At 63.7% G+C, this 12,298-nt stretch carries 13 protein-coding genes; 8 read left to right on the top strand and 5 right to left on the bottom strand.

Annotation, left to right across the window (positions count from 1 at the left end):
* Positions 1-46: 46 nt before the first annotated feature.
* Positions 47-946, top strand: coding sequence for a LysR family transcriptional regulator (locus RBA41_RS12935; RefSeq protein WP_306624328.1), 900 nt, complete (start codon positions 47-49; stop codon positions 944-946).
* A 16-nt stretch (positions 947-962) separates the two neighbouring features.
* Here the strand turns inward: RBA41_RS12935 and RBA41_RS12930 are convergent, their stop codons facing one another.
* A complete protein-coding gene (locus RBA41_RS12930; protein WP_306624326.1) occupies positions 963-1,796 on the bottom strand; it encodes an SGNH/GDSL hydrolase family protein in 834 nt (277 codons plus the stop codon).
* A 166-nt stretch (positions 1,797-1,962) separates the two neighbouring features.
* On the bottom strand, positions 1,963-2,754 hold the full coding sequence (locus RBA41_RS12925; protein ID WP_306624324.1) for an oxygen-binding di-iron domain-containing protein: 792 nt from the start codon (positions 2,752-2,754) through the stop codon (positions 1,963-1,965).
* A gap of 139 nt (positions 2,755-2,893) precedes the next feature.
* Here RBA41_RS12925 and RBA41_RS12920 point away from each other — a divergent pair, with 139 nt between their 5' ends.
* Positions 2,894-3,205, top strand: coding sequence for a thioredoxin family protein (locus RBA41_RS12920; RefSeq protein WP_099876759.1), 312 nt, complete (start codon positions 2,894-2,896; stop codon positions 3,203-3,205).
* A gap of 273 nt (positions 3,206-3,478) precedes the next feature.
* Positions 3,479-3,829 (top strand): hypothetical protein, encoded by a 351-nt coding sequence (locus RBA41_RS12915; RefSeq protein ID WP_306624323.1) that lies wholly within the window; start codon positions 3,479-3,481, stop codon positions 3,827-3,829.
* Between the two features lie 120 nt (positions 3,830-3,949).
* Here the strand turns inward: RBA41_RS12915 and RBA41_RS12910 are convergent, their stop codons facing one another.
* Positions 3,950-4,321: a YXWGXW repeat-containing protein gene (locus RBA41_RS12910; RefSeq protein WP_374709547.1), complete on the bottom strand. Its 372-nt coding sequence runs from the start codon at positions 4,319-4,321 to the stop codon at positions 3,950-3,952.
* 157 nt (positions 4,322-4,478) lie between these two features.
* Here RBA41_RS12910 and RBA41_RS12905 point away from each other — a divergent pair, with 157 nt between their 5' ends.
* From RBA41_RS12905 to RBA41_RS12895, 3 genes are all read left to right on the top strand, one after another.
* Positions 4,479-5,030 (top strand): hypothetical protein, encoded by a 552-nt coding sequence (locus RBA41_RS12905; protein WP_306624321.1) that lies wholly within the window; start codon positions 4,479-4,481, stop codon positions 5,028-5,030.
* Positions 5,027-6,475, top strand: a complete 1,449-nt coding sequence (locus tag RBA41_RS12900) for a flavin-containing monooxygenase (RefSeq protein ID WP_306624319.1) — start codon at positions 5,027-5,029, stop codon at positions 6,473-6,475. The genes RBA41_RS12905 and RBA41_RS12900 overlap by 4 nt, the downstream gene beginning before the upstream one ends.
* Positions 6,476-6,642: 167 nt before the next feature.
* A complete protein-coding gene (locus RBA41_RS12895) occupies positions 6,643-7,383 on the top strand; it encodes a hypothetical protein (protein WP_306624317.1) in 741 nt (246 codons plus the stop codon).
* A 51-nt stretch (positions 7,384-7,434) separates the two neighbouring features.
* Here the strand turns inward: RBA41_RS12895 and RBA41_RS12890 are convergent, their stop codons facing one another.
* Entirely contained in the window at positions 7,435-8,808 is a 1,374-nt protein-coding gene (locus RBA41_RS12890) for a sensor histidine kinase family protein (RefSeq protein WP_306624315.1), read from the bottom strand.
* Complete coding sequence (gene ompR, locus RBA41_RS12885; protein ID WP_229413824.1) at positions 8,808-9,509, bottom strand: osmolarity response regulator transcription factor OmpR; 702 nt, start codon at positions 9,507-9,509, stop codon at positions 8,808-8,810. The genes RBA41_RS12890 and ompR overlap by 1 nt, the downstream gene beginning before the upstream one ends.
* A 270-nt stretch (positions 9,510-9,779) precedes the next feature.
* On the opposite strand from ompR, the gene RBA41_RS12880 reads away from it, so the two are divergent.
* A complete protein-coding gene (locus RBA41_RS12880) occupies positions 9,780-10,172 on the top strand; it encodes a hypothetical protein (RefSeq protein WP_306624314.1) in 393 nt (130 codons plus the stop codon).
* A 199-nt stretch (positions 10,173-10,371) separates the two neighbouring features.
* A complete protein-coding gene (locus RBA41_RS12875; RefSeq protein WP_306624313.1) occupies positions 10,372-12,273 on the top strand; it encodes a flagellar assembly protein A in 1,902 nt (633 codons plus the stop codon).
* Positions 12,274-12,298 lie beyond the last annotated feature (25 nt).

Here is a 12,298-nt window from a genome sequence, read left to right as displayed (position 1 = left end):
CCGTACAATGCCCTTCTGACATGAGCCAAACAGGGGAGAGCCAGCAATGATCGACGTCGAAGCGCTGAGTGCGTTTGCCGCAGTCATCGATACCGGATCATTTTCCGCCGCCGCCGAACGGCTCGGGCAAACGCCATCCGGCATCAGCCGCGCCATTGCCCGTCTCGAATCCCAGCTCGGCATGACGCTGATGCACCGCACCACGCGGCGCCAGGACCTGACCGAAGAGGGCGACTGGCTGCTCGGCCGCGCCCGCAAGATCCTGGCCGAACTGGAAGATACCGAAGCACAAGTGTCCGCGCGCCGTTCCCAGCCGTCCGGGCTGGTGCGGGTCAACGCCGCCACACCCGCGCTCGACCATCTGGTTGCACCGCTGGTGCCGGCCTTTCTGGATGCCTATCCCCTGATCCGGCTTGAACTGGCCAGCGGCGAAACGCTGGTCGACCTGATCGAAGAGCGGGCCGACGTTGCCATCCGCATCGGCCAGTTGGCCGATTCCAGCCTCAATGCGCGCCGCCTCGGCAGCAGCGCCCTGCGCCTGCTGGCCGCGCCATCGTACCTGGCCCGGCATGGAATGCCTGCCACGGTGCATGAACTCGGCGCGCACCGGCTGCTGGGTTTTACCGCGCCGGCCTCGCTCAACACCTGGCCGCTGGCGGACGCGGGCGGGGAGGGCGTCAGCGTGACGCCGGCCGTGACTGCATCGAGCGGCGAAACGCTGCGCCACCTGGTGCTGGCGGGGACTGGCATTGCTTGCCTGGCGGATTTTCTGACCCGTGCCGATGTCGCGGCGGGCCGGCTGGTGCCGGTACTCGAACCGCTGACCCTGCCGTGGTCGCAGCCGGTGTGGGCAGTGTTCTACAAGCAGGGTGCGCTGGCGCCGCGGGTGGCGGCGCTGGTGGATTTTCTGGCGGACCGGCTGGGCGCGACGGTACTGACGCGCTGAGCCGGCCCGCTAACTGCTAGCGGTCGAGCTTGCGCAAGTGTTTGGCGATCACGTCCGCCGCCTTTTCGGCCGTCTCGTAGTCCGGATGAATGCCATCGCCGATATGCGTGTAATCCTTCCAGATATCGAGCACGATGGCGCCCGGCAGCTCAGCCTTGAGGCGCGTTGTGCCGAGCGTGCGCAGCTGGTTGTAATCCTGCTCGCCGATCACCCACGCCAGCCCGAACGCCGACTGGAACTTCGGCAGATCGAGGTGGTCATACTGTGGAGCGACATCGAAGATCGGTGTGACGCCTTTCGACAGCGCGAATTTGCCGACCGCAACAAGGCGATCGACGCTTGCGTTCATGTCGTTCGGCGTGCATGGCTGCGATTCCGACTGGGGTATGCCGGCGGCGTCCGCATGCAGGCAATCGTTCGCGGTAGTCACCACCACGTACCTGGCCGTGTAGGAAGTAAAGGTCGGCGGCAGGGCCACGCGCGACAGGGCGCGTTCGAGCTGGCTCTGGTAGCTGTCCCAGCCGGCCGGTCCGCAGGTGGCGGCGCCGGGTGCGCAGAACGGATGGGCAAAAGTGCCCGCGCCAGCCTGTGCCTCGTTGATCACATAGCCTGGCAGCTTGCGGTGGCGGGTGAGCGCCTGGCCCAGGCTGAGGTAATTGCCGAAGCCAACGGCGATGCCGCCCAGTGGCGCATCGGCGCCGTGGTACGGCGTTTTACCTTCGGCAAACGAGGCGCCGATCAGCAGCAGGGGAAATTGAGACGGAAGAGGCTGGGACGGTTTTTGCTGGGCGAACGACGATTGGAAAACCAGCAGACTGCACGCGGCGACAAGCCATTTTTGACGATGCATTACCAAGGTGACTCCCAAAGTGACTGCCGCCGCGCGCGGCGCGCAACGGACCAGCTGACCATCGACATCGCACGGCCGGGGAGCGGCGGCAGCTCCCGCGGCTATGTCAGTACGATAATAACTTGGGCAATCCCTTGATTGAAAATAAATTTTTATTCGGCAATAATCAGAGGGTGACGGTGATGCTGCGCGGTGCCTGATACATCTCCTGGGTCATCAGGTCGACGCCGCAGGGCAGGGTGTCGATCCAGTCGAGGAAACGCGCGATCATGGCGCGGCCCTTGAACGGCGCGCCGTGCTGCGGCACCATCCATTCCGGATCGAGCTTGCGCACCATCTCGACCCAGTAGCGGCAGACTTTGTTCGACACCATGTAGCGCGAATGAAAGCCGCGCATGTAGGGCAAGTGCTTGTCGAAATCCTGCACCGGGTCCATGGCCAGCCCCTCCGGCAACATCGATGCCCCCATGTCGCCCGAGAACAAGATGCGGCTGACCGGGTCGAAGAACTGGAAATTGCCTTCGGCGTGCAGGAAGTGGGCGGGCAGGATCTGGAATTCGGTATCGCCCAGCGGTAACAGGCTGCCTTCGTCAGGAATGGCGATGATGCGGCCTTCGGTTTTGCCTTGCGCGCAAAAATGCGGCACGAAGCGCGACCAGATGGACGAGATCAGCAGTTTGGTATCCGAGCCGGCCAGCCAGCGCGGCAGCGAGGCGATGATGTCGGGATCGGCATGGGAGGCGAACACGTAGCGTAGCTGTTTGGGCGGAAAGTACTTGCTCATTTCCACGAACAGCTCGTTGTAGGTCAGTACCCCGCCCGGATCGAGCAGGATGCCGGTGCCGTCCTGAACAATCAGGAACTGGTTCGACTGCACCGACGCTCCCTCGCCTTCATCGACCAGGTCGGAGAACATCAGGCAGATGTGCTTGCCGTTATTGAACAGTTCGATCGCCATGATAACCCTACTTATAAAAGGGTTTATTCTAAGCCCTCAATTGGTTTTTGGCAATGTTTCCGATTCAAATCGTTCGAGTTGTGCAGCCTCGCGCGGATTTTTGCGGTAGGCTTATGCGGATGACATCAGGAGCACGCGCATGAGCACACCGTATTCCCCGGCACAGCCGGATCGCAGCGACATCGACGCCACACCGGGCGTCGTGGTGCTGGACTTTGGCACCGACTGGTGCGGCCATTGCCGCGCTGCGGCGCCGCTGATCGAACAGGCGCTGGCCGCGTTTCCGGACGCGCGCCATATCAAGGTCGAAGATGGCAGCGGCCGCAAGCTTGGCCGTTCCTTCAAGGTCAAGCTCTGGCCCACCGTGGTGGTCGTCAAAGATGGGCAGGAAGTGGCGCGCGTGGTGCGGCCGGCCGATACGGACGAAGTGCGCAAGGCGCTGGCGGCGTAGACGCATGCCATTGCCTGTACGCCAGCGCGTGCGGCGCCTCCCGATCCCCTGCCAGGCTGTCCCGATCGGCTCCTGCGGCGAGGAAGGCGCGCGAAAAGCGTACGCGTCATGACGGCGCGGATGGCGATGAAAACGCGCGATCCTGCCCGATTGGCGCTGGCTGACGCAGGAACGGTGCATTTGCGGTCAAACAGTCGCGAAATGTTGTTTTATGTGTTACGGTTGAGGTAAGGGTAATGCCAGAAAAACATCACCCTGCGCACCCGATTGGACATGATGATCTTTGCCGCCGACACCGAAGAGTGCTCCCTGCTCGTCTTCCCCGACGCGCTGACGGCGTCCGCCTACTGCGACGCGGTCGATGTCGAGGCGTTGCTGTGGCGTTTCTGGGATGACGAAGGGGCACCGCTGATGCCGGCGTTCACCGTCCCTAACGAGCGCCACTTTTTCACGACCACCACGGGCGTGTACAGCCTGGTGCCGGTGCGGGAGGGGCAGTATGAATTCTTGTGGGATGCATTGCGGCATATCCGCCAGGTGATCGGCGAAATGCCGTTTACCGACGTGCGCGCGGTGCGCGACTACCTTGTTCAGCAATGCGGCGGTCAGCCGTCGCCTTGCTGAACCTGGCGCCATCGTTTGCTTTCGCCCCGCGCGGGCGGGGCGAAGATGCAAGCTGCAGCGCGCGGCTTGAGCGGGACCTCGAACCCGGCGCCTGGTGCCGGGCCCGGCCCCAGCGATCGATTACTGGCGATTCGGATTGTTCGGCCGTTGATCGTGACGGTTCGGAACGCCGTCGCCGTCGTTATCGCGTCGCCCGCGTGCCCAGTTACCGCGTTGCATTTCCCAGCGGCCATCGCGCTCCTGCCATGCCGGCGCGGTGTAGTGGTAACCCTTGCGGTCGCGAATCCAGGCACCGCGCACCCATACGTGATGATTGTTGCGCCAGTCCCAGTGTCCCGGCGCCCATACATAGCCGCGGCGTGGCGGCGGCGTACGTTCGGAACGCGGTTGCGGGGGCGCTTCGCGCACGATGATCACCGCCGAGCTGGCGGGGATGGCAGCGCTGCCGAGCGAGCCGGCGATCAGGGCGGCAATCAACAGTTTCTTCATCATCTTCTTCTCCTGGTTATGAATAGTGTTCTAACGTTATACCTCTTGCATAAATGCACGTATGTGCGGATTCGCGCATAGCGTTTCGCGTGCAACATGTTGACTTTTGCGTAGTGCGCGCCTATCGTCATCGCCACCATCACCCTACGAGAACAAGCCCATGATCCTGCGCACCACAGCCATCGTCCTGGCCAGCGCGCTGGCGCTGCCCTGCAATGCGGCCGACACCAACGGCGCGCGCGACGCATTTTTCGCCAACCTCGGCAAGTTGTGCGGCGCCGTCTACGAAGGCGCATCGGTCGCGCCCAACGATGGCGGAGAAGCCTTCGCCGGCAAGAAGCTGGTCGCCACCGTCAGCGCTTGCAATGCCGGCGAGATCCGGATTCCCTTCGCCGTGGGCGAGGACACGTCGCGCACCTGGATCGTCACCCGTACGCCGTCCGGCCTCACCCTGCAGCACGACCACCGCCACGCCGACGGCACGCCGGATGCGCAAACGATGTACGGCGGCGCGGCCGGCAGCAACGGCAGCGCCATTGCGCAATCGTTCCATGCCGACGCCTACACGGCCAAGCTGATTCCCGCCGCCGCCACCAATGTCTGGACCCTGAGCGTCTCGCCCGACGGCCTGAAACTGAGCTACGCGCTCGACCGCGACGGCAAGCCGCGCTTCAGGGCCGAACTGGTGCAGACGCGCGTGCCGAATCGATGACAGTTCCGCAGTTCGATGCCGTCATCATCGGCAGCGGCTTCGGCGGCCTGTGCGCCGGCGTGCGGCTCAAGCAGGCCGGCATCGACAACTTCGTCATCCTCGAAAAGGACAAGCAGTTCGGCGGCACCTGGTGGGCCAACACCTACCCCGGCTGCGCGGTCGACATTCCCAGCCATCTGTACTCGTTTTCGTTCGCACCCAACCCGCACTGGACACGCCGTTTCGCGGGGCAGGGCGAACTGCTCGACTACACCCGTTCGGTGGTGCGCGACTTCGGCCTGGCGCCGCACCTGCGCCTGTCGACCGCGTACGAAGGCGCGCAGTTCGACGAGGCGGGCGGCTACTGGACCGTGCGCACCAGCGCCGGCACGCTGACCGCCAGAAGCGTCATCAGCGCCCCCGGAGCCCTGAGCCGGGCAGCCATTCCCGCCTTGCCCGGCCTGGACGGCTTCAGCGGCCCCACGTTCCATTCGAGCCGCTGGGACCATACGGTCGACCTGCGCGGCAAGCGCGTTGCCGTCATCGGCAACGGCGCCAGCGCGATCCAGTTCATTCCGGAGATTGCGCCGCTGGCCGCGCAGCTCGATGTCTATCAACGCACGCCGCAATGGATCATGCCGCGGCCGGACCGCATGATCGGCCCGCGCGAGCGCTCCCTGCTGGCGCGCGTGGCGCCGCTGCGGCTGGCCTACCGCGCGCTGAACTACCTGCTGTACGAATCGCGCGCGCCGCTGTACCTTTACACGCCGCGCATGCTGGCGCTGCCCCAGTGGCTGGCGCGGCGCCACCTGCACAGTCAAATCGCCGATCCGCTGCTGCGGCGCCAGCTCACGCCCGGCTACAAGTTCGGCTGCAAGCGGGTGCTGATGGCGAACGATTTCTACCCGGCCCTCACGCGCTCGAATGTCAAGCTGATCACCGGCGGCGTCAAGCAGGTGGGCGCAAGCGCCATCGTCAGCGAGGACGGCGCCGAACGGGCGGCCGACGTGATCATCTTCGCGACCGGTTTCGAGGTCGAGCGCGTGCTGCATGCCGTCGAGGTGCGCGGACGTGGCGGCAAGCGCATGTTCGCCGACAGCCTGGACGCCTACAAGGGCTGCACCGTGGCCGGTTTTCCCAACTACTTCACGATCGTCGGGCCGAATACGGGCCTTGGCCACAGTTCGATGATCTACATGATCGAATCGGCCGTGAACTACGCGGTCGGTGCCATCAAGATCATCCGCGCGCAAAAGCTGCAGTCGGTCGAGGTGAAGGAAGAGGTGCAGCGCATCTGGAACGCGACATTGCAGCGCAAGCTGCGCGGCGGCGTGTGGAGCAGCGGCTGCAAGAACTGCTACCTCGACAGCCACGGCAGGAATTACGCGATCTGGCCCGGCTTCACCTTTACTTACCGTTGGGCTACACGCCGCTTCGACATCGGCAACTACATCGTGCGGGCGTGAATCGGGAAGCGCGTGAAGGCATGCGTCGCGTCATTGCGACACAAGATCGCGGCAGAGCATTCGCGATGTAAATACATGGAATGGCGGTGTTATCTCCTGTAAGCTCAGTGAGCTTCACCGCGTCGGATAGATCCATTTTCATGTAGTTAGCTCATCTGGAGAAAACCATGTTCATGAATAAATATAGATGTATATCGGCAAATTCCTCAGCTCCCGCCCGTCTTGTCCGCTTCATCGGCATGATGCTGCTGAGTTGTTCGATTGCGCCCGCTCTTGCCCAGACAAGCGCGGTGAGCACGACTGCGGCCGGCACCGGAACAGCCGCCGATCCCGTGGTGTATGGACAGATTTATCACCTGCAAAACGGCTACACCCTCGGGCCGGGAGGCTATCTTGACGTGCGCGCCAGCGGCTGCAACGGGAACACCTTGTGCGTGTCCACCGCCACCGTGGACAATCGGGACCAGGGTAGTGGCAGCTGGATGATCCTTCCCGCGGATGGATCGATGAAAACGAAGGGGGACCAGGTGAGCCCGGGCGATTTCGTTTATTTGATAAATCAATATCCGGTGAAAAATATTAGCGGGCCAATCGACGGGACTCCCGGCGGTTACCTCGATACCCGTGGCCAAGGCTGCCAAAGCAACCGGATGTGCGTGTCGACTTCGCTGGCAAAAAATACCAGCGTTAATAGCAGCGTCTGGGAGATTATCACCGGGGATGTGTTCCTGACGGGCCAGGATATTCATTTAATGAATCGTTACGTCGATGGCGCCAGTCACACCTATCTGGATATTCGCAATAACAACTGCAACAGCAATTTACGTTGCGTGTCGACCAGCACTGGCTGGAATCGCGACAGTGGCAGCGGAAGCTGGCGCTTTTTCGCGGTCGTGCCATCGCCCTGACAGCGCTAGCGCCTGCACGCCGCCGCAAGCCGGCGCGCGCGGCATTTTTGGTCAGCCAGCCAGGGGCATCACCAGCGCGATGCGCAGGCCGCCGCCTTCGCGGTTGCTGACCTGCAGTTCGGCGTTGTGGCGCAACACCACCCGTTCCACGATCGCCAGTCCCAGCCCGGCGCCGTTGGCCTGTCCGCGCGCGCTGTCCATGCGCGTGAAAGGCTTGAGCAGCAATTCGATATGGTCGTCCGGCACGCCCTGGCCGTGGTCCTGCACTTCGATCACCACGCGCTTGCCCAGGCCGTGCGGCTTGATGCGGCAGGAGATATCGAGTTCCGTAAAGTCGCTGCCTTGCGTCTTGCCGTAGCGGCGCGCGTTTTCCACCAGGTTGTTGAAGACGCGCCGCAGGTCGGTCGCGTTGCCCATCACGTGCACGCCTTCTTCGATGTGGGTGCTCACATGGATGTCGAGCATGCGTTCCGCTTCGCGCGCCGTGTCCTGCAGCAGGTCGCTGATATCGACCGCGACGAAGGTGGCCGCCTCGGTCGGCTTGGCGTAGTCGAGGAACTGGCCGATGATGGCGTCCATCTGGCCGATATCGGACTGCATGCCTTCGCGCGCCTCGTTACTGAGCTTGGCCATTTCCAGTTCGAGCTGCATGCGCGCCAGCGGCGTGCGCAGGTCGTGCGAAATGCCAGCCAAAATCACGGCGCGGTCCGATTCGACCTGCTGCAAGTCTTCCACCATCTGGTTGAAGCTGCGATTGGCCTCGATGATCTCTTTCGAGCCTTTTTCGGGCAGGCGGTCCGGCTTCTTGCCCTGGGCGATGGCGCGCGCGGCCGCGGTCAGGCGCGCCAGCGGCAGGTTGACCAGGCTCGAAATGAGCGCCGCGCCGACCACCGACAGGGCGCCCACCACGGTCGCCCAGCCGAGCCACTGCACGCCCGTCAGACCTTCGAGGCGTTCGCGTTCGAGCATCAGCCAGTAGCTGTCGTCGTCGATCTTGAAGCTGATCCAGAAGCCGGCGGTGCCGTTCACGCGGCTGGAAAAGCGCGTGTCGGCGCCGAGCTTGGATTTGATGATGGCTTCGATTTCCGGCATCAAGGCGCTGTCGGGCGGCGGATCGACCGCGTCCGAACTTTCCAGCGTAAAGATGCGGATGCCTTCGTTGCTGACCAGTTCAAACAGCAGCTCGCGCCGCAGTTCGGGCGCCGAGTGGGTCAGGGCGGCCTTGGTGATGGTCACCACCGAAATGACCAGGTCGGCCGTCTGCTCGACCTGCGGGCCGCGCTGCACCGCGCTGATCATCCCGATCCAGGAAGCCATGGACACCGTGGTCAGGATGCTGAGCAACAGGAAGGTGCGCCAGAACAGGCCGCTCCTGAGCCAGCTCAGGCGCGTGCCATGGGGCGTGGTCGAATCGCGCGAAAACACTAGCGTGGCTGGCCTTCAGGAATGAACACATAGCCCAGGCCCCACACGGTCTGGATGTACAGCGGCGAGGAGGGATCGGGTTCGATCAGCTTGCGCAGACGCGAAATCTGCACGTCCAGGCTGCGGTCGAATACTTCGTATTCGCGTCCGCGCGCCAGTTCCATGAGTTTTTCGCGCGAGAGCGGCTGGCGCGCATGGCGTGCGAACACCTTGAGCACCGAGAATTCGCCGGTGGTCAGCGGCACCGTGTCGCCATTCTTCTTGAGCGTGCGCGTGCCCAGGTCCAGCACGAACTGGCCGAACTCGAAGGACTGCGGCGTTTCCGACGGCGCGCCCGGGATCTCGTCCGGACCCTTGCGGCGCAACACGGCGCCGATACGGGCCACCAGTTCGCGCGGATTGAACGGTTTGGGGAGATAATCGTCCGCGCCCATTTCAAGGCCGACGATGCGGTCCACGTCTTCGCCTTTGGCGGTGAGCATGATGATCGGGGTCTGGTCGCCGGCGCCGCGCAGGCGGCGGCAGATCGACAGGCCGTCTTCGCCGGGCAGCATCAGGTCCAGTACCAGCAGGTCGTAGCGCTCGCGCAGCCACAGCTTGTTCATGGCCGGCGCGCTTTCGGCGGTGACCACCGAAAAGCCTTGTTCGGTGAGATAGCGGCGCAGCAAATCGCGCAGGCGCACGTCGTCATCGACTACCATAATTTTGGCGGCATGACCATTGGCGTTAGCCTGCGTTGTATTGTTGCCTGAGATCGGGGTCGAGGATGTGTTCATTTGGCTGTCAGATTTGTCAGATTCATGTCGCTATGGTAACGTCATATCGCCCGATAAAACACCCAGCGCGAAGGTCATTACATACTGTTACAAACTTTACCCAATTCGGCTTATGCCTCGGTGCAAATGGTCATACACTGGGTTCAAGCAAGTCAAGCTTATATGTTTACCAGGCACCGCGGAAGAGGAATCATTATGAATAACGCGCACACACAAACCAAGGCAGTCGCAAGCGCACAGCGTTGCGGGCGTGCGTTCGTCGGTCGTGTGGCCGTGTGCTGCCTGCTCGCTTGCGCCAGCTTGTCCATGGCCCAGGCCAATCCTGGCGACAAGGAGCGCGACACCCAGCGCATCGCCGATGCCCAGCGCGCCCAGCAACAGCAGCGCCAGGATACGCAGCGCCAGTTCGAGGCGCGCGCCGATGAGCAGCGCCGCCAGTTGCAGGCCCAGCAGGAACAGAATGCCCAGAACAATGCCGATGCGGCCCGCCGCGGCGGCCGCATGATGACGCCCGACGAGCGGCGCGACCTGCGCCGCCAGATCAACGAAGCCGGCGTCGACATCTACAGGAACGCGCCGCGCCGCTGACCGCTTTCCCGGGCGCGCCACGGCGCCCGTTTCCCCTCGCACCATTCCCCGCCGTCCGCCTCCCCGCCCAAAACGTTACATTTGTTGAGTTTTACGCATCCGCATGTTTATTTGGGCGGCACAACCTGTTACGCTAGGAAAAACTTACTAATAGCGAAATATACTTGCCAGGTATATAAGCCTGCAATGGAGTGCCGTCGTGTCGATTGAATCATCTGGCGTCAGTGCGCCGCGTTCGCCCGCGGCAGCGGGGGATGCGCATCTTGAGCTGGACCACTGCATCATCAAGCGCCCCGACGGCGTGTACGGCGACCCGAGCGTGCTCGGCACGACTTTCGGCGCCGCCATCGACCGCATTTTCGCCACCAGCTACCTGGTCGACCTCGACTATCCGCTGCTGATCAAGGCCATTTACGGCGCCGGTCCACCGTTGCCGCGCTCGCCCGACGGCCACATGATCATCCGCCTCGCTTCCGATATCCAGCCGTTCAGCCCGCTGCGCCGGCCGCTCTACAAGGCGGTCAAGATCAACCGCGGCCAGGCCGAGTACTTTTTCGAGCCGGTGTACGTGACCAACCCCGACGATCCGGACGGGCCGGAGATCCTGGCCCGGCTCGATGTCGACGAATTCATCGCCGACATGTGGAGCAAGGGCATCCGCTTCGGCATCGACGTCGACGCGGTGCGCCAGGCCATCGACGCGGGCAAGTCCGAGCGCGTGGTGGTGGCCAGCCTGCTCGAACCGCGCCCCGGGCGCGACGCCCATGTGATCGAGGTGACCAGCGACCTGCATCGCAGCGACGCGCCGCTGCAACTGGCCAACGGCAAGCTCGATCTGATGGCGTTCCAGAACCGCTTTCCGCAAGTCGAGAAGGGCGTGCGGCTGCTCAAAAAGGTGCCGCGCGTGTCCGGCACGGCCGGTTTCGAGCTGTCCGGACTGCGCATCGATCCGCCCATTCCCAGCGATACGGAAGTGGCGCCCATGGCCGGCCCGGGCACCGTGGTCGAGGTGTCGGGCGAGGGCGAATTCCTGATCGCCCAGCAGGCCGGCTTTTTGAACGTGGACAGCGCGACCGGGAAGATTTCGGTGGGCGACAAGATCATCAGCCGCGATGGCGTGAGCGCGCGCACCACGGGTAACCTCAAGCTGACCGGCGACTTCGAGGAATTCGGCGAGGTGCAGGAAAAGCGCGTGGTCGAAGGCGAGGGCATCACCATCCACGCCGACGTCTTCGGCAGCATCATCTCGCGCGGCGGGGCGGTCCTGTTGAACCGCAACCTGGTCGGCGGCAGCGCGCACAATGCGCGCGGCGACATCCGCGTCAAGGGCGTGGCCTCGGGCTCGGTGATTCAGACCAGCCTGGGCGAGGTGATCATCAACCGCGCCGAGAGCTGCATCGTGTCGGGCACGCGCGTGACGATCACGCATGCGGTCAACTGCGAGATCATGGCCGACGAGGTCGTGATCAGCCAGGCCGAGGGCTGCGCCATCGCGGCGCGCACGGTCGCGATCAACAGCGCCGGGCCGCGCCGCCAGAGCGAGATGAGCATCTTCGCGCTGCAGCCCGATACGGCGCGCCTGGACGAGGTGATCGCGGCCATGTCCGCGCGGGTCGCGCAGTTCGGCGAGCTGGCGGCGCGCCGCAAGGCCGAGATGGAAGCGATGACCAACGAGCCGGAGGTGCGCAAGTACGTCATGCTGGCCTCCAAGGTGCGCAAGAAGGAATTGATTCTCACCGAGGAGCAGGTGCCGATGTTCCAGAAGATGGCGCTGGCCGTGGGGCCGGCGTTGAAGGCGATCGCCAAGGTGTCGCTCGATGTCAAGACGGCCGAGACGGAGCAGCAGGCCGGCGCCGCGCTGGTGGCGGAGCTGGTGCAGCAGCGCAGCGACAGCACCGGCGTCAGTTCGGTGGCGGTCAAGCAGCTTGAGGGCGAAACCGTGGTGCGTTCGATGACCTATAACCCGGACGGCACCAGCATCTACGATTTTCCCGCCAAGGACATCAAGCTCAAGCTGCGCACCAAGCGCGCCGAGGGCGATGTGATTTTAGTGGCGGAAGAGGGGGCGGTGGACTGGCAGAGCGGTGCATCGGGCGCATGAGGCGGCGCTGCGGCAAATGGCGTGA

Source organism: Massilia scottii (genome assembly GCF_030846495.1).
Classification (GTDB): Bacteria; Pseudomonadota; Gammaproteobacteria; order Burkholderiales; family Burkholderiaceae_D; genus Telluria_A; species Telluria_A violaceinigra.
Note: the sequence above shows the minus strand (reverse complement) of the source record. Positions and strands in the feature narration are given on the sequence as shown.